At 69.2% G+C, this 24,423-nt stretch carries 18 protein-coding genes; 9 read left to right on the top strand and 9 right to left on the bottom strand.

All coding sequences use genetic code 11. The annotated features are described in order from the left end of the window. Positions 1–28 precede the first annotated feature (28 nt). Complete coding sequence (locus LG395_RS06070) at positions 29–1,414, bottom strand: serine hydrolase domain-containing protein (RefSeq protein ID WP_225808697.1); 1,386 nt, start codon at positions 1,412–1,414, stop codon at positions 29–31. Positions 1,415–1,520: 106 nt separating this feature from the next. Further along, positions 1,521–2,999, bottom strand: coding sequence for a replicative DNA helicase (dnaB, locus tag LG395_RS06065; RefSeq protein WP_171154717.1), 1,479 nt, complete (start codon positions 2,997–2,999; stop codon positions 1,521–1,523). 481 nt (positions 3,000–3,480) lie between these two features. Between dnaB and LG395_RS06060 the strand changes: the two genes are divergently transcribed. After that, entirely contained in the window at positions 3,481–4,818 is a 1,338-nt protein-coding gene (locus LG395_RS06060) for an MATE family efflux transporter (RefSeq protein WP_225808696.1), read from the top strand. Between the two features lie 179 nt (positions 4,819–4,997). On the opposite strand, the gene rplI is transcribed toward LG395_RS06060, so the two are convergent. From rplI to rpsF, 4 genes are all read right to left on the bottom strand, one after another. After that, positions 4,998–5,444, bottom strand: coding sequence for a 50S ribosomal protein L9 (gene rplI, locus LG395_RS06055; RefSeq protein WP_030640106.1), 447 nt, complete (start codon positions 5,442–5,444; stop codon positions 4,998–5,000). Between the two features lie 18 nt (positions 5,445–5,462). Further along, positions 5,463–5,699 carry a 30S ribosomal protein S18 gene (gene rpsR, locus LG395_RS06050; RefSeq protein WP_003949403.1) on the bottom strand — a complete coding sequence of 79 codons (237 nt, stop codon included), beginning with the start codon at positions 5,697–5,699 and terminating at the stop codon, positions 5,463–5,465. An 81-nt stretch (positions 5,700–5,780) separates the two neighbouring features. Further along, on the bottom strand, positions 5,781–6,365 hold the full coding sequence (locus LG395_RS06045; protein WP_171154714.1) for a single-stranded DNA-binding protein: 585 nt from the start codon (positions 6,363–6,365) through the stop codon (positions 5,781–5,783). 80 nt (positions 6,366–6,445) lie between these two features. Then, on the bottom strand, positions 6,446–6,736 hold the full coding sequence (gene rpsF, locus LG395_RS06040) for a 30S ribosomal protein S6 (RefSeq protein WP_014673750.1): 291 nt from the start codon (positions 6,734–6,736) through the stop codon (positions 6,446–6,448). A 273-nt stretch (positions 6,737–7,009) separates the two neighbouring features. On the opposite strand from rpsF, the gene LG395_RS06035 reads away from it, so the two are divergent. The 3 genes from LG395_RS06035 (at position 7,010) to LG395_RS06025 (ending at position 9,680) form a co-directional block, all read left to right on the top strand. Further along, a complete protein-coding gene (locus LG395_RS06035) occupies positions 7,010–7,324 on the top strand; it encodes a hypothetical protein (protein ID WP_171159897.1) in 315 nt (104 codons plus the stop codon). A 120-nt stretch (positions 7,325–7,444) separates the two neighbouring features. Beyond that, positions 7,445–8,563 carry a lipid II:glycine glycyltransferase FemX gene (locus LG395_RS06030; RefSeq protein ID WP_030640113.1) on the top strand — a complete coding sequence of 373 codons (1,119 nt, stop codon included), beginning with the start codon at positions 7,445–7,447 and terminating at the stop codon, positions 8,561–8,563. Between the two features lie 85 nt (positions 8,564–8,648). Then, positions 8,649–9,680, top strand: coding sequence for an alanine racemase (locus LG395_RS06025; RefSeq protein ID WP_171154712.1), 1,032 nt, complete (start codon positions 8,649–8,651; stop codon positions 9,678–9,680). A 136-nt stretch (positions 9,681–9,816) separates the two neighbouring features. Here the strand turns inward: LG395_RS06025 and LG395_RS06020 are convergent, their stop codons facing one another. Then, positions 9,817–11,373 (bottom strand): glycosyltransferase family 87 protein, encoded by a 1,557-nt coding sequence (locus LG395_RS06020; RefSeq protein WP_225808695.1) that lies wholly within the window; start codon positions 11,371–11,373, stop codon positions 9,817–9,819. A 129-nt stretch (positions 11,374–11,502) separates the two neighbouring features. Then, positions 11,503–14,205 carry a transglycosylase domain-containing protein gene (locus tag LG395_RS06015; RefSeq protein WP_263982140.1) on the bottom strand — a complete coding sequence of 901 codons (2,703 nt, stop codon included), beginning with the start codon at positions 14,203–14,205 and terminating at the stop codon, positions 11,503–11,505. A 395-nt stretch (positions 14,206–14,600) separates the two neighbouring features. On the opposite strand from LG395_RS06015, the gene LG395_RS06010 reads away from it, so the two are divergent. From LG395_RS06010 to LG395_RS06000, 3 genes are all read left to right on the top strand, one after another. Next, positions 14,601–15,284, top strand: a complete 684-nt coding sequence (locus tag LG395_RS06010) for a PadR family transcriptional regulator (RefSeq protein WP_171154709.1) — start codon at positions 14,601–14,603, stop codon at positions 15,282–15,284. 43 nt (positions 15,285–15,327) lie between these two features. Next, entirely contained in the window at positions 15,328–16,410 is a 1,083-nt protein-coding gene (locus LG395_RS06005) for an inositol-3-phosphate synthase (protein WP_014673757.1), read from the top strand. 100 nt (positions 16,411–16,510) lie between these two features. Continuing rightward, positions 16,511–17,773, top strand: a complete 1,263-nt coding sequence (locus LG395_RS06000) for an MFS transporter (protein ID WP_171154707.1) — start codon at positions 16,511–16,513, stop codon at positions 17,771–17,773. Between the two features lie 92 nt (positions 17,774–17,865). On the opposite strand, the gene LG395_RS05995 is transcribed toward LG395_RS06000, so the two are convergent. After that, positions 17,866–19,308 carry a CCA tRNA nucleotidyltransferase gene (locus LG395_RS05995; RefSeq protein WP_225808694.1) on the bottom strand — a complete coding sequence of 481 codons (1,443 nt, stop codon included), beginning with the start codon at positions 19,306–19,308 and terminating at the stop codon, positions 17,866–17,868. A 256-nt stretch (positions 19,309–19,564) separates the two neighbouring features. Between LG395_RS05995 and LG395_RS05990 the strand changes: the two genes are divergently transcribed. Both LG395_RS05990 and murJ read left to right on the top strand, forming a co-directional pair. After that, the gene (locus LG395_RS05990; protein WP_225808693.1) at positions 19,565–21,937 is read left to right on the top strand and encodes a DUF6049 family protein; all 2,373 of its coding nucleotides are present in this window, start codon (positions 19,565–19,567) and stop codon (positions 21,935–21,937) included. A 45-nt stretch (positions 21,938–21,982) separates the two neighbouring features. After that, entirely contained in the window at positions 21,983–24,352 is a 2,370-nt protein-coding gene (gene murJ / locus LG395_RS05985) for a murein biosynthesis integral membrane protein MurJ (protein ID WP_225808692.1), read from the top strand. Positions 24,353–24,423 lie beyond the last annotated feature (71 nt).

Below are 24,423 nucleotides of genomic sequence, written 5' to 3'. Positions count from 1 at the left end.
TGAAACACACCCCGTGTCCGTATCCGGACTAGCCGATGCCCCGCCATCCCTCCGGGTCCACGCCACCGGGCACCGGGGCCTCGGGGTCGTACGGCTGCCGGGTGAACACGAACGAGCCGAGATCCAGGTGACTCACCGACCCGTCCGGGCGCCGTTCGGGCCGCAGCAGCTCACCGGCGTAGTAGCCCTCCAGCCCGGTCCAGGTGCCGTCGCCGTTCGGACGGAAGCGGGCCTTCCGTCCGCCACCCGTGAGAGGCGCCAGCGCGAGCAGGCCATCGGCGGTCGCGCGCAGGCCGAAGGCATGAGTGCCCCAGTACCACTGCCCCACCAGCTCCAGCACCGCGGAATCCGCCTTACGCAGCGGCCGCCAGGGCTCGGGGATGCGTGGCTCCGCCTCCGCGACGATCCGGACGAGGTCCGCTCCCACGGCGCCCAGCAGCGGACCGCTGGTGCAGTTGGCGAGCACCACCGCGGCCACGTCGTCCTCCACGCTGATCGTGAGGTTCGCCAGGAACCCCGGCAGGGAACCGGAGTGGCCGACGAGCAGCCGGCCGTCACGGCACTGGATCTGCATGCCCAGTCCGTACGTCACCCCGTCCACCACATCCGCGGCCTCGGCGGGCGCCGCCGGAGTACGCATCTCCCGGACGGACTCCGCACTCAGGACCCGCTCGTCACCCCGGGCCAGGAACGCGGCGAACCTCGCCAGGTCCCCGGTCGTCGACCAGAGCTGACCGGCCGGCGCCATACGGCCCAGGTCCTCCATCGGCTCGGGGAGCACCGCGTCGGCCCACGGGTGCACCGCCCATCCACCCGCGTGCGGGGGCTCCGGCTGCGGGCTCGTCCGGTGCAGGCCCAGCGGCTCCAGGATCTCCGCGCGCAGCACCTCCTCCCAGGGGGCGCCGCGCAGCTCTTCCACCAGGGCGCCGAGAACCGTGTAGCCGGGATTGGAGTAGTGGTGCCGGCGACCGACGGGATGCAGGAGGGGCTGTTCCCCGAGCACATCACTCAGTTCGGGCCGCAGGGCGCCGGGTGTCCGTTCCCACCAGGGTGCGGGCGATTCGGCCGCCAACCCCGCGGTGTGGGCGAGCAGTTCCGCGATCGTCGACTCCCCCGCGCCGGTGCCCGGCAGATGTTTCTCCAGCGGGTCACCGAGGTCGAGGACGCCCTCGTCCCGCAGCCGCATCACCAGTACCGCGGTGAAGGTCTTGGTGATGGACCCGATCCGGTACTGCACGGTCTCGTCCGGTCCGTGCCCGTCCACTGAGCTCCGCGCCCCGTGCCACACGGCTTGGCCGTCCCGGACCACCGCGGCGACCAGTGACGGAGCCCGTCCTTCGGCCTGCGCGACGGCGATCCGGTGCAAAAGGGCCCGGCGGGTGGCGGGGAGCAGCGCTTCCTGAGTTGTCGTCATGCGCCCAGTCCACCTGGTGCGGAGGCGGGCGTCGAATGCATTTGCCGTGCGCCCCCGGCCGTCCCCGCCCGCACGCCCGTCCGTGACGGCGGGCGTACCCGGTGGATCAGGTCTGGGCCATGTCCACGAAACGCGAGTAGTGGCCCTGGAAGGCGACCGTGATGGTCGCCGTCGGACCGTTTCGGTGCTTGGCGACGATCAGGTCCGCCTCGCCCGCGCGCGGGGACTCCTTCTCGTAGGCGTCCTCGCGGTGCAGCAGGATGACCATGTCGGCGTCCTGCTCGATGGAGCCGGACTCACGCAGGTCGGAGACCATCGGCTTCTTGTCGGTGCGCTGCTCGGGACCACGGTTGAGCTGCGAGAGCGCGATGACCGGGATCTCCAGCTCCTTCGCGAGCAGCTTGAGGTTACGGGACATGTCCGAGACCTCCTGCTGACGGCTCTCGGCCCGTTTGGAGCCACCGGACTGCATCAGCTGGAGGTAGTCGATGACGACCAGCTTCAGGTCGTTGCGCTGCTTCAGGCGCCGGCACTTGGCACGGATCTCCATCATCGACAGGTTCGGCGAGTCGTCGATGTACAGCGGCGCGGCCGACACGTCCGGCATGCGGCGGGCGAGCCGCGTCCAGTCCTCGTCGGTCATCGTGCCGGACCGCATGTGGTGCAGGGCGACCCGGGCCTCGGCGGACAGCAGACGCATCGCGATCTCGTTGCGGCCCATTTCGAGCGAGAAGATGACGCTCGGGAGGTTGTGCTTGATGGAGGCGGCCCGCGCGAAGTCCAGGGCGAGGGTCGACTTACCCATGGCGGGACGGGCCGCGATGACGATCATCTGGCCGGGATGGAGGCCGTTCGTCAGCGAGTCGAAGTCCGTGAACCCGGTGGGCACACCCGTCATCTCGCCGCTGCGCGAGCCGATCGCCTCGATCTCGTCGAGGGCGCCTTCCATGATGTCGCCGAGCGGGAGGTAGTCCTCGCTGGTGCGCTGCTCGGTGACGGCGTAGATCTCGGCCTGGGCGCGATTGACGATCTCGTCCACGTCACCGTCGGCCGCGTATCCCATCTGTGTGATGCGCGTGCCGGCCTCGACCAGGCGGCGCAGGACGGCCCGCTCATGGACGATCTCCGCGTAGTACTCGGCGTTGGCCGCCGTCGGCACGGTCTGGACGAGGCTGTGCAGGTACGCGGCACCGCCGACCTTGTTGATCTCTCCACGCTTGGTGAGTTCGGCGGCGATGGTGATCGGGTCGGCCGGCTCGCCCTTGGCGTAGACGTCCAGGATGGCCTGGTAGATCGTCTCGTGCGCGGGCTTGTAGAAGTCGTGGCCCTTGAGGATCTCGACGACGTCGGCGATGGCGTCCTTGGACAGCAGCATGCCGCCCAGCACGGACTGCTCGGCGTCCAGGTCCTGCGGCGGGACCCGCTCGAAGGACGGACCCCCGCCGTCCCAGGTGCCGTTCTCCCGGCCCCGGTCGTGCTGCTCGTCACGACCCCGGCCGATGTCACCGCGCCGACGGGAGGCCGGCAGACGATCACTGGGCCCGCTGTCGGCCCACGGATCGTCCAAGGGCTCGGAAATGCTCACCGAGCCACCTCCTCCCGTCCGCACGGCGGACCTCGCCGTGTCCTCTGTTCTACGGCACGACACTGACAAATAAGACGCCCAACTCCGGTTCTGGCGCGTCGGGTTTGTGACGGTTCCCCGGCCCGGAGCGGGACGTTTCCGGAGCCCGGTGAGGGAGCGGGCGCCGGACCACCGTAGGCCTGTCGGCACCGTCAGCCAATCTGGTTATCCACAGGCCATGTGGACGACGGCCCGGATGCTGTGGAGAACTCGCCGAAACCTGTGCACGACCCGGTGGAAAGCCCTGTGAACAAGCCCTCGGTCCCACCGAGACCAAGCCCGTGACCTGCACTTTCGCGATCCACCGGCTGTGCAGAGAAAAAACTTTCCCAGTCGGGCCAAGATCGCGTCGAACGACACCCGAAAGGACACGAGCCATCATCAAAAGTAAGGATCAGTGGCCGGTTGCATCTCTTACCTGTGGACGATTACATTGATGCTCATGACACAGGCTCCAGAGATCCCGAAGGCCACCCTGCGCCGGCACGACCGAGAAATCGTCGCGCTGGCCGTCCCGGCCTTCGGCGCCCTCGTTGCCGAGCCTCTCTTCGTCATGGCGGACAGCGCGATCGTCGGCCATCTCGGGACCGCACAGCTCGCCGGTCTCGCCGTCGCTTCGGCGCTCCTCACCACCGCCGTGAGTGTCTTCGTCTTCCTCGCTTACGCCACCACGGCCGGCGTGGCCCGCCGCGTCGGCGCCGGTGATCTCCCGGCAGCCATCCGCCAGGGCATGGACGGCATCTGGCTGGCGCTGCTGCTCGGCATCGCCGTCATCGCCGTCGTCCTGCCCCTCGCACCCGGCATCGTGGATCTCCTCGGTGCCTCGACGACCGCCGCCCCTTACGCCACCACCTATTTGCGCATCTCCGCGCTGGGCATCCCGGCCATGCTCATCGTCCTGGCCGCGACCGGAGTGCTGCGCGGCCTGCATGACACCAGGACCCCGCTCTATGTCGCCGTCGCGGGATTCCTCGCGAACGCGGCGCTGAACGCGGGGCTCATCTACGGCGCCGGGCTCGGCATCGCCGGTTCGGCCTGGGGCACGGTCATCGCACAGTGCGGCATGGCGGCCGTCTATCTGACCGTCGTCGTCCGCGGAGCCCGTCGACACGGCGCCTCTCTCCGGCCGGACGCCGCCGGCATCCGGGCCTCGGCTCAGGCCGGTGTCCCTCTGCTGGTCCGCACGTTGTCCCTGCGGGCCATCATCATGATCGCCACAGCGGTCGCGGCCCGTCTCGGTGACGCCGACATCGCCGCCCACCAGATCGTCCTGTCCCTGTGGAACCTCTTGTCCTTCGCGCTCGACGCGATAGCGATCGCGGGACAGGCCATCATCGGCCGCTACCTCGGAGCGGGCGACATGCAGGGGGCGCGAGACGCCTGCCGTCGCATGGTTCAGTGGGGCGTCGCGACCGGTGTCGTCCTGGGCCTTCTCGTCGTGGCCGCACGACCGCTCTTCCTGCCGTTGTTCACCGGCGACTCGCTGGTGAAGGACGCCGCTCTGCCGGCCCTGCTCCTCGTGGCGCTGTCGCAGCCCATGTGCGGGATCGTCTTCGTCCTCGACGGCGTCCTCATGGGCGCGGGGGACGGCCCGTATCTGGCCTGGGCCATGGTCGTCACCCTGGTGGTATTCGCTCCGGCGGCTCTGCTCGTTCCCTCACTCGGCGGCGGCCTCACCGCCCTCTGGGGCGCGATGACGTTGATGATGGCGATCCGGATGCTGACCCTGTGGCTTCGGACCCGTTCGGGCCGCTGGATCGTGACGGGCGCGACCCGCTGACCGTTTCACGTGAAACATGGCGTCCTGATGCGGTCCGGTCCGGATGAACTCCCCTCCAAGCGCGGCCCTGTCGCGTGGCGGCGGTCATGAGAGCCCGGCGGCCATGGGAAAGGGGCCGCACCCCCCGAAGGGTGCGGCCCCTTTCACCGGCTCAAGCGAGCGCGGCGGTCACGCGGCGATCAGGCCGCGACGACCTCGACGTTGACCTTGGCGGCAACCTCGGGGTGCAGACGCACGGACGTCTCGTGGGCGCCCAGGGTCTTGATCGGAGCGGACAGCTCGATGCGGCGCTTGTCGACCTCGGGGCCACCGGAAGCCTTGATCGCGGACGCGATGTCGGCCGGGGTGACGGAACCGAAGAGACGACCGGCGTCGCCAGAGCGGACGGCCAGACGGACCTTCACGCCCTCGAGCTGGGCCTTGACCTGGTTGGCCTGCTCGATGGTCTGGATCTCGTGGATCTTGCGAGCACGACGGATCTGCTCGACGTCCTTCTCGCCACCCTTGGTCCAGCGGATAGCGAACTTCCGCGGGATCAGGTAGTTGCGAGCGTAGCCGTCCTTGACGTCGACGACGTCGCCCGCGGCACCGAGGCCGGAGACCTCGTGGGTGAGGATGATCTTCATGAGTCGGTCACCCTTCCCTTAGCGCGCGGTGGACGTGTAGGGCAGCAGCGCCATCTCACGGCTGTTCTTGACGGCCGTGGCGACGTCACGCTGGTGCTGCGTGCAGTTGCCGGTCACGCGGCGGGCACGGATCTTGCCGCGGTCGGAAATGAACTTCCGCAGCATGTTCGTGTCCTTGTAGTCCACGTACGTGACCTTGTCCTTGCAGAAAGCGCAGACCTTCTTCTTCGGCTTGCGCACAGGCGGCTTCGCCATGGTGTTTCTCCTGTGTGATCAAGAAGTTGGGATACGACCCGCCCTCGACCCGGACCGGCCCTGAAGGCCAGGCCCGAAGGCTTAGAAGGGGGGCTCGTCCGAGTAGCCGCCACCGCCGCCGGAGCCACCGCCCCAGCCGCCGCCACCCTGGTTGCCACCGGCGGGAGCGCCGGTCGCCCACGGGTCGTCGGCCGGAGCGCCGCCGCCCTGCTGGCCGCCACCGGGGCCACCGCCCCAGCCGCCGCCACCCTGGCCCTGGCCGCCACCGCCGCCGTAACCGCCCTGGCCACCGCGAGCGCCACCGGCGGTCTTGGTGACCTTGGCCGTGGCGTTGCGCAGGCTGGGGCCGACTTCCTCGACGTCCAGCTCGTAGACCGTGCGCTTGACGCCCTCACGGTCCTCGTAGGACCGCTGCTTCAGCCGGCCCTGCACGATGACGCGCATGCCTCGCTGGAGCGACTCGGCGACGTTCTCCGCCGCCTGGCGCCAGACCGAGCAGGTCAGGAAGAGGCTCTCGCCGTCCTTCCACTCGTTCGTCTGGCGGTCGAAGGTGCGGGGAGTGGACGCGACGCGGAACTTCGCGACCGCCGCACCGGACGGGGTGAAGCGCAGCTCGGGGTCGTCGACAAGATTGCCGATGACCGTGATGACGGTCTCGCCTGCCATGGGGGAACCTCTCGGCGGGTTTGCTGCTCTGGCTGCTTGTTGCTGCTACTCGAATCCCGGGATCAGCTGAGCGGGAGAGCTCAGTGGGTCTCGGGGCGGAGGACCTTGGTCCGGAGGACCGACTCGTTCAGGTTCATCTGGCGGTCGAGCTCCTTGACGACCGCAGGCTCGGCCTGCAGGTCGATGACCGAGTAGATGCCCTCGGGCTTCTTCTTGATCTCGTAGGCGAGACGACGACGGCCCCAGGTGTCGACCTTCTCAACCTTGCCGCCGCCGTCACGGACGACGGACAGGAAGTTCTCGATCAGCGGGGAGACAGCGCGCTCCTCGAGATCGGGGTCGAGGATGACCATCACCTCGTAGTGACGCATGTGGAACCCACCTCCTTTGGACTCAGCGGCCACGGTCGTTCCGTGGCAGGAGGGTTGTGATGCGTACGCAACGGTATCGGCCGCCACTGACAATCGGGGTTCCTTGGGGGAAGCCGGCAGTGTGACCTGGGCAGGTCTGGGCAGACACCAGTGCAGAGGGTACAGACTACCCGCACCCACGCTTCCGGTTGAAATCCGGCCGTCGTCCCCGACAATCTGTACACATCGGGTGTGTACGGCGCTACGATGCGCCGCCTTCCGCAGGAGGTGCCCATGGCACAGGCATTGCGACCCAACACCGCCGGTTCCCTCTTCGCCACGGACGGCAAGCCCCATCCGCTTCAGGACACCCTGATGGCGGTGACGTTCGTCCTCGGCTTCCTGTCCTTCATCACGTCCTTCTTCCACAGCCTTCACCTGCTGACCTCGTGGGCGGGCCTGGTGGCACTGGCCACGGGCGTGTACGGACAGTGGATCTCGGTGACCACGCGGCAGCGGTTCGGGTTGATCCTGGGTCTCGGCGCCGCCGGAGTCGGTTTTCTGATCGGCATGGCCCACGGCGGCCTGTTCGGCGGGGTCATCAGCTGACCCCACCGGGCTCAAAGCCCCGTACGCCCAGTCGGGGCGCTCGCGAGGCGCAGTAGGCTTCGGCGCGAGAGCCGGAGCCCCTGTACCCATGGGGACACACCAGCCCGAGGAGCGCCCCGAATGAGCCTGACCCTGAGGACCATCAGTCGCGAGCAGCATCTGGCCTTCATCCAGAGCCTGCCGGCGGCGAGCCACATGCAGGTCCCGGCCTGGGCAGATGTGAAGGCGGAGTGGCGCTCGGAGAACCTCGGCTGGTTCGACCGGAGCGGCCAGCTGGTCGGCGTGGGCCTGGTCCTGTACCGCCAGCTGCCCAAGATCAAGCGCTACCTCGCCTATCTGCCCGAGGGCCCGGTCATCAACTGGTACGCGCCCAACCTGGACGACTGGATCCAGCCGATGCTGGCGCACCTGAAGCAGCAGGGTGCCTTCTCCGTGAAGATGGGCCCGCCGGTGATCATCCGTCGCTGGAACGCCGACACGATCAAGAGGGGCATCCAGGACCCGGACGTCAAGCGGCTGCGCGACCTGGAGGCCGACTACATCGAGCCGCGCGCCTTCGAGGTGGCCGACAAGCTGCGCCGCATGGGCTGGCAGCAGGGTGAGGACGGCGGCGCCGGCTTCGGTGACGTGCAGCCCCGGTACGTCTACCAGGTGCCGCTGGCCAACCGCTCCCTGGAAGAGGTCCACAAGAACTTCAACCAGCTGTGGCGCCGCAACATCAAGAAGGCCGAGAAGGCAGGCGTCGAGGTCGTCCAGGGCGGTTACCAGGACCTACCCGAGTGGCAGCGGCTGTACGAGATCACGGCCGTCCGCGACCACTTCCGGCCCCGCCCGCTGTCCTACTTCCAGCGCATGTGGACGGCCCTCAACACCGAGGACCCCAACCGCATGCGGCTGTACTTCGCCCGCCACAACGGGGTGAACCTCTCGGCGGCGACCATGCTGATCGTCGGCGGGCACGTCTGGTACTCCTACGGAGCCTCCGACAACATCGGCCGCGAGGTCCGGCCGTCCAACGCCATGCAGTGGCGGATGCTGCGCGACGCCTACGCGCTCGGCGCCACCGTCTACGACCTGCGCGGCATCTCCGACTCGCTGGACGAGACCGACCACCTCTTCGGTCTCATCCAGTTCAAGGTCGGCACCGGCGGCCAGGCCGCCGAGTACCTCGGCGAGTGGGACTTCCCGCTGAACAAGCTGCTCCACAAGGCGCTCGACATCTACATGTCGCGGCGCTGAGCCGCGCGGGCGTTTGGTTCCATAGCCCTCACAGCTCTCACACCTCTGATCCACCGCAGCCACGAGAAAGGTTCCGGGTCCGGCCATGGCGCTCACGCTCTACGTCGACACCGCGCGCTGGCGGGCGCACCACAAGCACGTGCAGGAGCAGTTCCCGGGACTCGTCCCGGTCTGCAAGGGCAACGGCTACGGCTTCGGGCACGAACGGCTGTCGGAGGAGGCCACCCGGCTCGGTGCCGACCTGCTCGCCGTCGGCACGACCTACGAGGCCGCGCGCATCAAGGACTTCTTCAGCGGCGACCTGCTCGTGCTCACGCCGTACCGGCGTGGCGAGGAGCCCGTGCCGCTGCCCGACCGGGTCGTCCGCTCGGTGTCGTCGATCGACGGCGTGTACGGCCTCGTGGGTGCCCGTGTCGTCATCGAGGTGATGTCCTCGATGAAGCGGCACGGCATCAGCGAGCACGACCTGCCCCAGCTGCACCAGGCCATAGAGAACGTCCGGCTGGAGGGCTTCGCCATCCACCTGCCGCTGGACCGCACCGACGGTTCGGACGCCGTCGAGGAGGTCATCGGCTGGATGGACCGGCTGCGCGCGGCACGGCTGCCGCTGCACACGATGTTCGTCAGCCACCTCAAGGCGGACGACCTGGCCCGGCTCCAGCAGCAGTTCCCGCAGACCCGGTTCCGCGCCCGCATCGGCACGCGGCTGTGGCTGGGGGACCACGACGCCACCGAGTACCGCGGTGCCGTCCTGGACGTCACGCGCGTGACGAAGGGCGACCGGTTCGGCTACCGGCAGCAGAAGGCGGCCTCTGACGGCTTCCTGGTGGTCGTGGCGGGCGGAACGTCGCACGGGGTGGGTCTGGAGGCCCCGAAGGCCCTGCACGGCGTCATGCCGCGCGCCAAGGGTGTCGCCCGGGCCGGGCTCGCCACGGTCAACCGGAACCTCTCCCCGTTCGTCTGGGGCGGCAAGCAGCGCTGGTTCGCCGAGCCTCCGCACATGCAGGTGTCGATCCTGTTCGTGCCCTCGGACGCCCCCGAGCCGAAGGTCGGCGACGAGCTGGTGGCGCATCTGCGGCACACCACGACCCAGTTCGACCGTCTCGTGGACCGCTGAGCCCCCTCAAGAACGACGAGAAGGCCGTATCCGGTGCTCCCGGATACGGCCTTCTGTGTCCGCCGCTTCCCCCGCGCGACGGCCGGTTCACCGTTCCGCGCGCCGCGTGATGATCAGGCGTTGCGCGAGTGTTCGCTCACAGCGAACGGCGGTCTTCGGGGGCCAGCGTCTCCGGCCGGCCCCAGTCCACCTGAGGCCCCTCGAAGTAGTCGGCGTGGCGCGGGGGATGGACTCCCGCGCCGAGCGCGAACACGTCCTCGGCGCCGTCGAGCACTCCGCCCGACGGATCGTCGTCACCGGACCGGCGCACCACATCCCGCTCCGGCATGAGGATGTCCCGTACGACGACAGCGCACAGATACAGCGTGCCCACCAGGTGCACGATGATCGCCCAGTGGTAGCCCTGCGTCGGCAGGCCCTTGTGGGCGTCCCCGCTGGTCGTGTAGGCGAGGTACAGCCAGATACCCAGGAAGTACGCCACCTCGCAGGCCTGCCAGACCAGGAAGTCCCGCCACTTGGGCCGGGCGAGGACCACCAGCGGCACCAGCCACAGGACGTACTGCGGGGAGTAGACCTTGTTGGTGAGGACGAAGGCGGCCACGATCAGGAAGGCCAGCTGGGCGAAGCGGGGCCGGCGCGGGGCGGTGAACGTCAGCGCGGCGATACCGAGGAAGCACAGCACCACGAGCACCGTGGCGGCTGTGTTGACGAACTCGGTGGTGGGCGGGCTGCTGGAGTTCTGGGCCCAGATCAGCCAGAAGGAGCCGAAGTCGACGCCGCGCTCCTTGCTGAAGGTGTAGAACTTCGCCCAGCCCTCACGGATGTGGAAGCCCGTCGCGTCATGCGTGATCATCACGGGCAGGTTGACCACGAGCCAGGCCACCACCGCGCCGGACGCGGCCTGGAAGAACGCGCGCCACTTGCCCGCCCGCCAGCACAGCACCAGCAGCGGCCCCAGCAGCAGCGCGGGATACAGCTTGGCGGCCGTAGCGAGCCCCAGGAGGACACCGAAGGCGAGGGCGCGACCCCGGGACCACATCAGCATCGCGGCGGCCGTCAGCGCCACGGCCAGCAGGTCCCAGTTGATGGTCGCGGTCAGCGCGAGGGCGGGCGCGAGGGCGACCAGCAGACCGTCCCAGGGACGCCGGCGGTGGGTACGGGCCACGCACACGGCGATGATGGCGGCGCACACCATCAGCATCCCGGCGTTCACGAACCAGTACCACTGCTCCTGGTGCTGGATGGTGCCGCTGTGCGGGGTCAGCCAGGAGGCCACCTCCATGAACAGGCCGGTGAGCACCGGGTATTCGAGGTAGTCCATGTCGCCGGGGAGCTTGTCGAAGTACGGCACGAGATGGTCGGCGAACCCACGGCCCTGGTAGAGGTGCGGGATGTCCGAGTAGCAGGCGTGCGTGTACTGACTGCTCGCTCCGAAGAACCAGCCACTGTGGTAGCAGGGCGCCTTCTGGACCAGGCCGAGGGCGAACATGCCGATCGCCACGAGCGCCACGACCCGCACGGGAGTCCACCAGGACGTTCCCAGCAGGGCGTGCCGCCCCAGGGGACCGCCGATCAGCTCACTGCCGGCGGCGGCGACCTCGTCCTCCCTGGTCGGCTGCACCGGCTCCGCCACGGCGGACCGCACGGGCTCGGGCTCGTGCATGCTCGCGGGCGTCATCTCTGCACTGGGCATGGGTCACATCCTGCCGTACCCGGCTGGGAAAACACCGAGGGCCGCCGCACCTGGCGGGTGCGGCGGCCCATGTTTCACGTGAAACACCCTCGGTGGGCGATATGGCCGCCAACCGGACAGATCGCCGGGTCAGCCGTTCTGCCCCCCGAAGAAGCCCCCGTTGCCGTTGCCTCGGGTGGTACCGGTGCCGGTCGTGTCCGTGACCGACGGTGACGGCGACTCGCCCCCGCCTCCGTCGACACCACCCGTGTCCACACCTCCGGTGCCGTTCCCGTTGCCCCCGCCGTTGCCGTTGCCCCCGCCGGTGCCGTTGCCGTTGCAGTTGGGGTCCCAGCCGAACTGGCAGGACTCGCTCGGCGTCGGTGACGGTGAGGTCGTCGTCACGCTCGGCGTCGGGCTCGGCGTGTCGCTCGGCGTCGGGCTCGGCGTGACGGTGACGCTCGGGGTCGGGGAGGGAGCACCGACCTCGTCCTGGACCTTGCCGATCTCGGTGGGGTCCGGGAAGCCGGGGTCGCTCTTGCCCTTGAGTGCGGATTTCATGTACTCGGTCCACACCTGCGTCGGGATGTCACCACCGTGAATGGAGTCCACACCCGCCGTGCCGTTCATCGACAGCAGTTCGTGGTCCTTGGGGTTCTCGCGGAACATCGCGACCGAGGTCGACAGCTGCCGGGTGTAGCCGACGAACCAGGCCGACTTGTTGCTGTCGGTGGTACCGGTCTTGCCGGCCGCGGTACGTCCCAGGGCCTTGGCGTTCTGGCCAGTACCGTTCTGGATCACGTTCTCCAGCGTGTCCGTGACGTTGTTGGCCACGTTCTCCGGCATCGCCTGCTTCCGCGTGGGCTTGGTGAAGCCCGGCTGTTCCACGCCTTCCTTCTTGACGCTCGTCACCGAGTACGGATCCGTGTGCTGGCCGGAGGCGGCGAACGTCGCGTACGCGTCGGCCATACGGATCGCGCTCGGCGTCGAGGTGCCGATGGCGAAGGACGGGTTGAGGTCGGCGAAGCTCGCGTCCAGGATGCCGGAGGCCTTGGCGACGTCTCGGACCTTCGACATCCCCACGTCCATGCCGAGCTGCACGAACGGGGTGTTGATGGACTGCTCCATGGCCTTGCGCAGCGTGATGTAGCCCCAGGGCTTGGGGCCCTCGTTGCGCTGGTAGAAGACCGAGCCGTCCTTCTTCAGGACGTAGCTGCCGTCCTGGTTCCTCACCTTGAGCTTGTCGTTGCCGTTGTACTTGCTCAGCGGCGAGATGCCCTCACCATCGGACTTGTAGGTGCCGTACTCCATCGCCGCGGCCAGGACGAACGGCTTCCACGTCGAACCGACGGGGACACCGGACGTGTCGGCGTTGTTGGTGAAGTGACCGTTCTCGTAACCGTCACCGCCGTAGAGCGCGACGATCGCGCCATCCTTCGGCACCACCGATGCCGCACCGAACTGGACGTACTTGTCCAGATCGCGATGCTTCGGATCGAGCCGCTCCTTCTGGACCTTCTTCACAGCCGCGCTCAGGGCGTCCACGCTCTTCTTGTCGAAGGTCGTGTAGATCTGGTAACCGCCCTGGTCGAACTGCGCCTCGGTGATCTTGGAGTGGTTCAGGACGTACTTCTTGGCCGTGTCGACGAGGTAGCTGATCTGGCCGGTCATGTTCTTGGTCGCCTTGCGGCCCTGGGGCTTGGGGTACTTGCTGTGGGCCACCTGGTACTGCTCGTCCGTGAGGTGCTTGTCCTTGTGCATCTCGCTGAGGATCCAGGACCAGCGCTCCTGGGAACGCCGCAGGTTGTCCTTCGCGTTCGCCGACGGGTCGAGGTCCGCGTTGCCGGCCGGGTCGTAGTACGTCGGACCCTTCAGCAGGGCCGCGAGGAAGGCGCACTGGCTCGGCGTGAGGTCTACCGCGTTCACGCCGTAGTAGGTCTGCGCGGCGGCCTGGATGCCGTAGGCGCCGCGACCGTAGTACGAGGTGTTCAGGTAGCCCTGCAGGATCTGCTTCTTGTCGAGCCTCGTGCCCACCTTGATGGAGATGAACATCTCCTTGAACTTGCGGGTGACCGTCTGTTCCTGGCTGAGGTAGGTGTTCTTCACGAACTGCTGGGTGATCGTCGAGCCACCCTGCGTCTGACCGCCCCGGGCCATGTTCGCCAGGGCTCGGGCGATACCCATCGGGTCGACGCCCGAATCGTCGTAGAAGCTCTTGTTCTCCGCCGAGATCACGGCCCACTGCATGGCCTCGGGGATCTTGTCGATGGTGACGTTCTGCCGGTTCACCCCGGTGCCCGTCGCCACCATCTGACTGCCGTCGGCCCAGTAGTAGACGTTGTTCTGCGACTTGGCCGCGTCGTTCTCGTTCGGGATGGAGACCATCGCGTAGCCGACGCCGACCATCACCACCAGGCTGCCGACGAAGCCGATGAACAGCCCGCTGACCAGCTTCCAGGACGGCACCCAGCGTCGCCAGCCGTACTTGCCGGCCCTCGGGTAGTCGATGAACCGCTTCTTGCCGGGTGCGGTCGTCGCGCGGCCGTTGCCGCGCCCGGGCCCCGTCGGCCCGCCCGGCCCGCCGCGCCGGCCGCCGGCGTTGTCGGCCGCTCTGCGGCGGCCACCTCTCTGCGCGGCACGGCGGGCCTCGGCCCGGCCGCCGTAGGCGCGCTCCTCACTTCCCGGGTCTACGGACTCCGGCCCCGGGGAACCGGACCCATAGGAGTCGGCAGGGGACCCGGTGGCGCCTCGCGGTGCCGCACGGCGGCCGGAGGACGGACCGGACTGGCCGCGTCGGGCCGCGGCACGTCCGCCTCCCTGCGGCTGCGGCGGTTTGCGACGGTGCTCGCTCATCGAACGATTACTCCTCGGGCAGGCGCACCCGTGCGCGCCTGGAACGGCGGCTGATTTCCGGTCCCCCCGAAGTACGGATGTGGTCGGTCCTGCATTCACCCGTACTGCACCGGGGACGACGACGCTCCCCAGGCCTCACGCGGTTCCCGGTGGTGTGCATGCCGCACAGACTACGCACCACCAAAACGCGCCGAGCTCCGAAGTTCACCCCAAAACAGGCAAGTTGCCTCCAACGAAACGGTGATGTGATCCCGTTCACCACCGTCCCTCTTGTCGCGTGCGGGAGGCCGTTCTATCGTGCTGATGTATCGAGTCGATACATCAGCACGAGATAAAGACGCTGCCAGGCGGTGCGAGACCTGTGGGACGGACCTGCGGGACGAGAGGAGGCGACGATGAGCCGGCGTTCCGGCATCCTTGAGTTCGCCGTGCTCGGCCTGCTCCGGGAGTCCCCGATGCACGGCTACGAGCTGCGCAAACGACTCAACACGTCACTGGGTGTGTTCCGCGCCTTCAGTTACGGGACGCTGTACCCCTGCCTCAAGACGCTGGTCACCAACGGCTGGCTGATCGAGGAACCCGGGAACACCCACGACGACGCCCTCGCCGCTCCCCTCGCCGGACGCCGCGCCAAGATCGTTTATCGGCTGACCGCGGAAGGCAAGGAGCACTTCGAGGAACTGCTCTCGCAGACCGGTCCCGACGCGTACGAGGACGAGCACTTCGCCGCACGGTTCGCCTTCTTCGGGCAGACCTCGCGCGATGTGCGCATGCGTGTCCTGGAGGGCCGGCGCAGCCGTCTGGAGGAGCGCCTGGAGAAGATGCGCGCCTCCCTGGCGCGCACCCGGGAGCGCCTCGACGACTACACACTTGAGCTCCAGCGCCACGGGATGGAGTCCGTGGAGCGCGAAGTGCGCTGGCTGAACGAGCTCATCGAGAGCGAGCGGGCCGGGCGGGACCTGAGGGGTTCCGCGTCCGGGGGGCCCGCTCAGCAGGACACCACCACTGGATCGACGGGCGGCCTGCCCCGTCCCGGGGACACCCCGCGGACGGATACGCCCGACGACACCGCCACGTGAGTCCCAGTCAGGGCCTCACTCGTACACACAGGGAGCAACCGGAATGGGTTCGGTTCGCGTAGCCATCGTCGGCGTGGGCAACTGCGCCGCGTCGCTGGTGCAGGGAGTCGAGTACTACAAGGACGCCGACCCGGCGTCCAAGGTCCCCGGCCTGATGCACGTGCAGTTCGGTGACTACCACGTCCGCGACGTCGAGTTCGTCGCCGCGTTCGACGTCGACGCCAAGAAGGTCGGCCTTGACCTCGCGGACGCCATCGGCGCCTCCGAGAACAACACCATCAAGATCTGCGACGTTCCCACCACCGGTGTCACGGTCCAGCGCGGCCACACCCTCGACGGCCTCGGCAAGTACTACCGCGCCACCATCGAGGAGTCGGACGCGGAGCCGGTCGACGTCGTCCAGGTCCTGAAGGACAAGCAGGTCGACGTCCTGGTCTGCTACCTGCCCGTCGGCTCCGAGGACGCGGCGAAGTTCTACGCCCAGTGCGCCATCGACGCCAAGGTCGCCTTCGTCAACGCCCTCCCGGTGTTCATCGCCGGCACCAAGGAGTGGGCGGACAAGTTCACCGAGGCCGGTGTGCCGATCGTCGGTGACGACATCAAGTCCCAGGTCGGCGCCACCATCACGCACCGCGTCATGGCGAAGCTGTTCGAGGACCGCGGTGTCATCCTCGACCGCACGATGCAGCTGAACGTCGGCGGCAACATGGACTTCAAGAACATGCTCGAGCGCGAGCGCCTGGAGTCCAAGAAGATCTCCAAGACCCAGGCCGTCACCTCCCAGATCCCCGACCGGGACCTCGGCGAGAAGAACGTCCACATCGGCCCGTCCGACTACGTGGCCTGGCTGGACGACCGCAAGTGGGCCTACGTCCGCCTGGAGGGTCGCGCCTTCGGTGACGTCCCGCTGAACCTGGAGTACAAGCTGGAGGTCTGGGACTCCCCGAACTCCGCCGGTGTCATCATCGACGCGCTGCGCGCCGCGAAGATCGCCAAGGACCGCGGCATCGGTGGCCCGATCCTCTCCGCCTCCTCGTACTTCATGAAGTCCCCGCCGGTCCAGTACTTCGACGACGAGGCCCGCGAGAACGTCGAGAAGTTCATCCGCGGTGAGGTCGAGCGCTAGGACGCCCGGCACCGGTCGCACGAGAACGCTCCTGCCAGGGCTGTGAAGGTCCCCGGGTCCCACGACCCGGGGACCTTCCGCATGTGTGAGGGTGTGACCCATGCCCGTCGTCCGTGACCTGCGCGTCCTGCTGCGCCTGAACAACTTCCGGCGACTGCTGTACGTCCGTCTCCTGTCCCAGGGAGCCGATGGCGTCTACCAGGTCGCGCTCGCCGCGTACGTCGTCTTCTCCCCCGAGAAGCAGACCTCGGCCGCCGCGATCGCCTCGGCGATGGCGGTCCTGCTGCTCCCCTACTCCCTGGTCGGGCCCTTCGCCGGTGTCCTGCTGGACCGCTGGCGCCGCCGGCAGGTCTTCGTGTACGGCAACCTGCTGCGCGCCCTGCTGGCCGCGGCCACCGCCGCGCTGATGCTCGGCCACGCTCCCGACTGGCTCTTCTACGTGTCCGCGCTGTGCGTCACGGCCGTCAACCGTTTCGTCCTCGCCGGGCTGTCCGCCGCCCTTCCGCGCGTCGTGGACGCCGAGCGCCTGGTACTGGCCAACTCGCTCTCCCCGACCGCCGGCACCCTTGCCGCGACCGTCGGCGGAGCCCTGGCCTTCGGCGTCCGGATCGTCGCATCGGACTCCGACGCGGCGGTGGTGCTGCTCGGCGCCCTCCTGTACCTGTGCGCGAGTCTCGCGTCCCTCCGCCTGGCACCCGGCCTGCTCGGCCCCGACAGGCGACCGGCCCGGCCCCGTCTCGGCACGGCGCTCGCCACGACGGCACGCGAACTGCTGGCGGCCATGCGGCACCTGGCCACGCCGAAGCGCAGAGAGGCGGCCTGGGCTCTGGGCGCGATGACCCTGATGCGCTTCTGCTACGGCGCCCTCCTCGTCCTGCTGCTCATGCTCTGCCGCTACGCTCTGGCCGACACTCCCGAGGAAGGGCTGCGACTCCTCGGGGCAGCGCTGGCGTTGTCCGGCGCGGGATTCTTCGCGGCGGCCGTGGTGACGCCGTGGGCGGCGGGCCGGCTCGGCCCCATCCGCTGGATCATCGTGTGCTCCGGCACGGCCACGGTGCTGGAACCCGCTCTGGGTCTGCCCTTCGCGGCCGGGCCCCTCATGGTCGCGGCCTTCGTCCTGGGCCTGATCACTCAGGGCGCCAAGATCGCCACGGACACGATCGTCCAGTCCTGCGTCGACGACGGATTCCGCGGCCGCGTCTTCTCCGTGTACGACGTGCTTTTCAACGTTGCTTTCGTCGGCGCCGCGGGGGTGGCGGCGCTGATGCTCCCGCCGGACGGCCGCTCGACCGTACTGGTGACTCTTGTCGCCGTCATCTATGGCGTGATCGCCGCCGGACTGGTCCGCTTCGTGCGCCGGTAGACCAAGCAAGGGGCGATGTTTCACGTGAAACATCGCCCCTCGGTGCCTTCACCCCGGCGACTGTTTCACGTGAAACATCGCCCGGGACCGACTCAGCTCTGCTCGGCCCACCACTCCTTGAGAGCCGTCACCGCGGTGTCGCGCTCCATCGGCCCGTTCTCCAGGCGCAGCTCCAGCATGTGCTTGTACGCCTTGCCGACGGCCGGGCCGGGACCGATCCCCAGGATCTCCATGATCTGGTTGCCGTCGAGGTCAGGGCGGATCGCGTCGAGCTCCTCCTGCTCCTGCAGCTGGGCGATGCGCTCCTCCAGGCCGTCGTAGGCCCGGGACAGGGCGACCGCCTTGCGTTTGTTGCGCGTGGTGCAGTCGGAGCGGGTCAGCTTGTGCAGTCGGTTCAGCAGCGGGCCCGCGTCACGCACGTACCGGCGGACCGCCGAGTCGGTCCACTCACCGGTTCCGTAGCCGTGGAAGCGCAGGTGAAGTTCGACCAGCCGTGAGACGTCCTTCACCAGCTCGTTGGAGTACTTCAAAGCGGTCATGCGCTTCTTGGTCATCTTGGCGCCGACCACCTCGTGGTGGTGGAAGGAGACCCGGCCGTCCGGCTCGAAGCGCCGGGTGCGCGGCTTGCCGATGTCGTGCAGCAGCGCGGCCAGCCGGAGGGTGAGGTCCGGGCCGTCCTCCTCCAGCGCGATCGCCTGCTCAAGAACGATCAGCGTGTGCTCGTAGACGTCCTTGTGCCGGTGGTGCTCGTCCCTCTCCAGTCGCAGCGCCGGCAGCTCGGGCAGGACATGCCCGGCGAGTCCGGTGTCGACGAGCAGGCTCAGACCCTTGCGCGGGTGCGCGGAGAGGATGAGCTTGTTCAGCTCGTCCCTGACCCGCTCGGCGGAGACGATCTCGATCCGCCCGGCCATCTCCGTCATGGCGGCGACGACCTCGGGGGCGACCTCGAAGTCCAGCTGGGCGGCGAACCGGGCGGCCCGCATCATGCGCAGGGGATCGTCCGAGAACGACTCCTCGGGTGTGCCCGGTGTCCGCAGGACATGCGCCGCGAGATCCTCCAGCCCACCGTGCGGATCGATGAACTCCTTCGCCGGGAGCGCCACGGCCATCGCGTTGACCGTGAAGTCGCGGCGGACCAGATCCTCTTCGATGGAGTCGCCGTACGACACCTCCGGTTTGCGCGAGGTGCGGTCGTACGCCTCGGACCGGTAGGTGGTGATCTCGATCTGGTAGCCGCCCTTGTGCGCGCCGACCGTGCCGAAGGCGATGCCCACCTCCCATACGGCGTCCGCCCAGGGCCGGACGATCTTCAGTACGTCCTCGGGGCGGGCGTCGGTGGTGAAGTCCAGGTCGTTGCCGAGCCGGCCGAGCAACGCGTCGCGGACCGATCCGCCGACCAGGGCGAGCGAGAAACCCGCCTCCTGGAATCGACGGGCGAGATCGTCGGCGACGGGGGCCACCCGTAGCAGTTCGGCGACCGCGCGCTGCTGCGCCTGGCTCAGGGCGGAGGGAGTGTCTTCGTTCGGGTTCGGCACAACAGAAGAGGGTACGTGCCCCGCGCGTCCGGGGGCGCCCCGATCACGCGGTGGGGGCAACCCCTGGCATACCCGTGCAAGCGCTGCTCTTGCGGCGTACGGCCGCTCTCCCCCCGATACTGGATATAGGGGACGGGTCACGGTTCTCCTTCGATCTTGTGGAGGAGACCGCGGCACTTCCGTTCAGCGCGCATCGTTACCATGCGTGGACGCACATTCCGACGACCACTGACGACGACGAGGGACGGGCGAGCGCGTGGCCGAGGCGGCTGACTTCCAGGGGACCAGTGCCTCACCTGCCCGCCGGTGGCTGCGGCGCGCCGGAGCACTGATCACCGGGGCACCACTGCTGGCCGGTCTGCTCCAGCTGCCCGCCGCCGGGCCCGCGCAGGCCGACGCGTCCGGCACGGTGTCCGTCTCCCTGGACTCGCTCAGCCCCAGTGCCCCCACGGACGGCGACACGGTCACCGTCTCGGGCACGGTGACGAACAACGGCAAGCGGGCCGTCACCGACGCCCATGTGGGGCTGCGGGTCGGCCCCGAGCTCACGAGCCGCTCGGAGATCGATTCCGTCGCCCGGCACTCCGACGAGCCGCGGAGCGGCACCGGCACGGAGGTCGGCGACAAGTACGAGGAAAAGTTCGACAAGCTGGCCCCCGGGATCGCCGAGCACTTCACGATCGCCGTGCCCGTGGACAAGCTCGACCTCGGCGACGACGGGGTCTACGAGTTCGACGTCACCCTGTCCGGCCGGACGTCCGCCCAGTCCTGGGACCAGGTGCTCGGCATCCAGCGGACCTTCCTGCCGTGGCAGTCGTCGGAAGCCGACACCAAGACCAAGACGTCGTTCCTGTGGCCGCTGATCTCCACGGCCCACCTGACGGCGAAGACCGGCGCGGGCGAGCTGCAGACGCCGGAGTTCCTCGACGACGACCTCGCCAAGGAGCTGGCCCCCGGCGGCCGGCTGGCCCAGATGGTGGACCTGGGCAAGGACCTCGACGTCACCTGGGTGATCGACCCCGACCTGCTCGCCTCGGTCGACGCGATGGCCGCGGGCAACTACCGGCTCCAGGGTGCCGACGGCACCAGCACGCCCGGCCCGCGCGACCACCAGGCGGCCGCCAAGCAGTGGCTGGCGGCCCTGCAGAAGGCGGTGGCCGGCAAGGAGGTCGTCGCCCTGCCGTTCGCCGACCCGGATCTGGCCTCCCTGGCGCACAACGGCACCAGCGTCACCGGCTCGCTCAGCCACCTCAAGGACGCCACCGACGTCGCCGCGATCACCGTGAAGACCGTGCTCCATGTCACACCGAGCACCGACTTCGCCTGGCCGGTGAACGGCGCCGTGGACCCGTCGATCATGAAGGTGGCGACCTCGGCCGGCGCCGACCGGGTGATCGCCCGCAGCGACAGTCTCCAGGAGACCGGCGGACTGCCGTACACGCCGTCCGCCGCCCGTCCGGTCGGCGGAGGCACGACGGCGGTCGTCGCCGACGCCCGGCTGTCCACGGCGTTCGAGGGCGACCTCACGAAGGCGGGCTCGGCCACCCTGGCCGTCCAGCGGTTCCTGGCCCAGAGCCTGGCGCTGAACGCACAGACGGACAAGCAGCGCAGCATCGTCGTCGCCCCGCAGCGCATGCCCACGGCGACGCAGGCGCAGGCGATGGCGACGGCGCTGAAGGCGCTCCAGGGCGGCACCTGGTCGCAGTCGCAGGACCTCTCCGCGGCGGCCAAGGACAAGCCGGACCCGAGTGCCACCACGCGCATCCCCCCGCGGCCCGCCTACCCCTCCTCGCTGCGTCGGCAGGAACTGCCGAGGGCGGTCTTCGACCAGATCGCCCGCACCCAGGACAAACTCGACAACTTCCGCGTGATCCTCTCCGACCAGTCCCGCGTCGTCACGCCCTTCGGGCGGGCCATAAACCGTGAGATGTCCACGTCCTGGCGGGGGCGCAAGGGCGAGGCGGTCGGCTATCGCGACGGTGTGGAGGCCTGGATGGACGACCTGTCCAAGCAGGTCAAGCTGATCGACAAGTCCGAGACCAAGCTCTCGGGCCGGAGCGCCACCATCCCGGTGACCGTCCAGAACAACCTCGTCCAGCCCGTCGGCCATCTGGTGCTGCGGCTCACCTCCACCATGCCGACCCGCCTGAAGATCGGCGGCAAGGCGTACTTCGATCAGCGCGTCGAGGTCTCCGGTGGGCACAGCCAGTCGGTGAAGTTCACCACCTCGGCCAACGCCAACGGCCGGGTGACGGTCCTCGCCCAGCTGTACACCGAGGACGGCCGGCCCTACGGCGACGCCGTCAGCTTCGACGTGAAGGTCACCGAGGTCACGCCCACCGTGATGCTGGTCATCGGCGGCGGCGTCCTGCTCCTCGTGCTCGCCGGATTCCGCATGTACACCCAGCGCAAGCGCGCGGCCGCCCGGCAGGCCGACGAGGACGGCCCCGGCACGGCGGGGGAGGACACGGGCCGGCCCGGGAACCCGGAGGGGCCCGGCGACCGTCTCCCGGAGGAGTCCGACTCCGCCTCCGGGGCCGACGACCCGGAGCAGCCGAGTGACCATGCACCGGACACCGCACCGGAAAGCGCCGACCCGTCCGGGACGGGTGAGAGAGTGGACCGTTGAGCGATGTCGTGGCCGGTGGGCCCGGGACGATGAGGTGGGGTAAGCATGAACGCGCCGTACGACGGTGACCGCGGTCAGGGCGCGGCCGGCTCGGGCTACCCCGAGCCGCCGCCCGAGCCCGGCCAGGTGCCGCCGCAGCACGCGGCGGACATGTACCTCCAGGACGCCTACGAGCAGGACCCCTACCGGTCGCACGACCTGGCCGCCCAGGACCCGGTCGCCGAGGCGCTGTACGACCGTGCCGCGCACCCGCCGCCCCCGGGCACCCACGACCAGCAGCAGCCGCTGTACGCCCCGCCCGCCCAGTCGCCCTACGCACCCGACCCGAACGTGTGGGCGCAGACCCCGGCGCCGGAGCCGGGGAGCACGACCCCGTACCTGCCCTACGGCGAGGACCCGCGCACGACCCAGTTCGTGGGCGTGGACGACCTGGTCACCCACTCCGGCGAGGAGTACCACGAGCCGGACGCCTTCGCGCACCTCTTCAAGGACCAGCAGCACGGCGGTGCCCAGGCGCCCATGGATCCCCCGGCCGTTCCGGGTCCCGCCGCGGCACCGGGCGGTGGGTACGGCCCGGCCGGCCAGTACCCGCCGCAGCACGGTCACCACCCGCAGCAGGGCCACCCGTACGCAGGCGCCGGGTACCCGGCCGGTCCCGCCACCGGCTACGCGGCGCAGTCCCAGGTGCCCGCTCCGGCCGCTACCGCGGATCGCGCGGGCCCGCCCGGGCTCATCGAGGCGGAGGCCACCACGGCCGGTGACACGGCCGCTCCCGCCAAGAAGGGCGGACGGGCCACCGGGCTGCTGAAGTCCAGCGCGGTCATGGCGGCGGGCACGATGGTCTCCCGCCTCACCGGCTTCATCCGGTCCGCGCTGATCGCCGCCGCGCTGGGCCTCGGCTTCCTCGCCGACTCCTTCCAGGTGGCCTACCAGCTGCCGACGATGATCTACATCCTCACCGTCGGCGGCGGGCTGAACTCCGTGTTCGTGCCCCAGCTGGTGCGCTCGATGAAGGAGGACGAGGACGGCGGCGAAGCCTTCGCCAACCGGCTGCTGACCCTCGTGATGGTGGCCCTGGCCGCCCTGACCGGACTCGCGATGCTCGCCGCGCCCCTCCTGGTGCGGTTGCTCGCCAACCCGGTGGCCAGCAACCCGGAGGCGAACGAGGTCGCGGTCACCTTCACCCGTTACTTCCTGCCCTCGATCTTCTTCATGGGCATCCATGTGGTGATGGGTCAGATCCTCAACGCGCGCGGGAAGTTCGGCGCGATGATGTGGACCCCGGTCCTGAACAACATCGTCATCATCGTGACGCTCGGCATGTTCATCTGGGTCTACGGCACCGCCGCCAACTCCCACATGGACGTCGACACCATCCCGCCGGAGGGCCAGCGCCTGCTGGGCGCCGGGGTGCTGCTCGGCCTGGTCGTCCAGGCCCTGGCGATGATCCCCTACCTGCGCGAGACCGGTTTCCGGATCCGGCTGCGCTTCGACTGGAAGGGCCACGGCCTGGGCAAGGCCGCGATGCTCGCCAAGTGGACGGTCCTGTTCGTCCTCGCCAACCAAGCGGGCGCCATGGTCGTGACCCAGCTGTCCACCGCCGCCGGCAAGGATTCCGGGGTCAAGGGCGCCGGCTTCGCCGCCTACGCCAACGCCCAGCTGATCTGGGGCCTGCCGCAGGCCATCATCACCGTCTCCCTGATGGCCGCCCTGCTGCCGCGCATCTCGCGCTCGGCCGCCGAGGGCGACGCGGGCGCCGTCCGCGACGACATCTCCCAGGGTCTGCGCACCACCGCGGTCGCCATCGTGCCGATCGCCTTCGGGTTCGTCTCGCTCGGCATCCCGATGTGCACGCTGATCTTCGGCTCCGCCGGCACCGGCCCGGCCACCAACATGGGGTACATGCTGATGGCTTTCGCCCTCGGCCTGATCCCCTACTCCGTGCAGTACGTCGTCCTGCGCGCCTTCTACGCGTACGAGGACACCCGCACCCCCTTCTACAACACGGTCATCGTGGCCGCGGTCAACGCCGGCGCCTCGGCCCTGTGCTACTTCCTGCTGCCGGCCCGCTGGGCCGTCGCCGGCATGGCCGCCGCCTACGGGCTCGCCTACGCCATCGGGGTGGGCGTCGCCTGGCGCCGGCTGCGCCAGCGGCTGGGCGGGGACCTGGACGGCTCGCGGGTGCTGCGCACCTACGCGCGGCTGGGTATCGCCTCTCTCCCGGCGGCGCTCCTCAGCGGCGCGGCCTGCTACGGCATCGGACACACCCTCGGACTGGGCGTCGTCGGCTCCTTCGCCGCGCTGCTCGCCGGTGGTGTCGTTCTGTTCGGCGTCTTCTTCGTCGCCGCCCGGCGAATGCGCATCGAGGAACTCAACTCGCTCGTCGGTATGGTGCGCGGGCGTCTGGGGCGTTGAGGCGGGGGTAGGCGCACAACCATCGTCCGCCGCTGTGTGTCGTGCATAGCGGCGGACTGTGGGCACAATTG

This window comes from Streptomyces spinosus (assembly GCF_020400655.1).
In the GTDB taxonomy this organism is placed as follows: Bacteria; Actinomycetota; Actinomycetes; order Streptomycetales; family Streptomycetaceae; genus Streptomyces; species Streptomyces argyrophylli.
Note: the sequence above shows the minus strand (reverse complement) of the source record. Positions and strands in the feature narration are given on the sequence as shown.

Excerpts from the sequence above, each read along its gene's own strand:
- LG395_RS06070 (WP_225808697.1), bottom strand. The coding sequence starts at position 1,414 with ATGACGACAACTCAGGAAGCGCTGCTCCCCGCCACCCGCCGGGCCCTT.
- LG395_RS06060 (WP_225808696.1), top strand. The coding sequence starts at position 3,481 with ATGACACAGGCTCCAGAGATCCCGAAGGCCACCCTGCGCCGGCACGAC.
- rplI (WP_030640106.1), bottom strand. The coding sequence starts at position 5,444 with ATGAAGATCATCCTCACCCACGAGGTCTCCGGCCTCGGTGCCGCGGGC.
- rpsR (WP_003949403.1), bottom strand. The coding sequence starts at position 5,699 with ATGGCGAAGCCGCCTGTGCGCAAGCCGAAGAAGAAGGTCTGCGCTTTC.
- LG395_RS06045 (WP_171154714.1), bottom strand. The coding sequence starts at position 6,365 with ATGGCAGGCGAGACCGTCATCACGGTCATCGGCAATCTTGTCGACGAC.
- rpsF (WP_014673750.1), bottom strand. The coding sequence starts at position 6,736 with ATGCGTCACTACGAGGTGATGGTCATCCTCGACCCCGATCTCGAGGAG.
- LG395_RS06035 (WP_171159897.1), top strand. The coding sequence starts at position 7,010 with ATGGCACAGGCATTGCGACCCAACACCGCCGGTTCCCTCTTCGCCACG.
- LG395_RS06030 (WP_030640113.1), top strand. The coding sequence starts at position 7,445 with ATGAGCCTGACCCTGAGGACCATCAGTCGCGAGCAGCATCTGGCCTTC.
- LG395_RS06025 (WP_171154712.1), top strand. The coding sequence starts at position 8,649 with ATGGCGCTCACGCTCTACGTCGACACCGCGCGCTGGCGGGCGCACCAC.
- LG395_RS06020 (WP_225808695.1), bottom strand. The coding sequence starts at position 11,373 with ATGCCCAGTGCAGAGATGACGCCCGCGAGCATGCACGAGCCCGAGCCC.
- LG395_RS06015 (WP_263982140.1), bottom strand. The coding sequence starts at position 14,205 with ATGAGCGAGCACCGTCGCAAACCGCCGCAGCCGCAGGGAGGCGGACGT.
- LG395_RS06010 (WP_171154709.1), top strand. The coding sequence starts at position 14,601 with ATGAGCCGGCGTTCCGGCATCCTTGAGTTCGCCGTGCTCGGCCTGCTC.
- LG395_RS06005 (WP_014673757.1), top strand. The coding sequence starts at position 15,328 with ATGGGTTCGGTTCGCGTAGCCATCGTCGGCGTGGGCAACTGCGCCGCG.
- LG395_RS06000 (WP_171154707.1), top strand. The coding sequence starts at position 16,511 with ATGCCCGTCGTCCGTGACCTGCGCGTCCTGCTGCGCCTGAACAACTTC.
- murJ (WP_225808692.1), top strand. The coding sequence starts at position 21,983 with ATGAACGCGCCGTACGACGGTGACCGCGGTCAGGGCGCGGCCGGCTCG.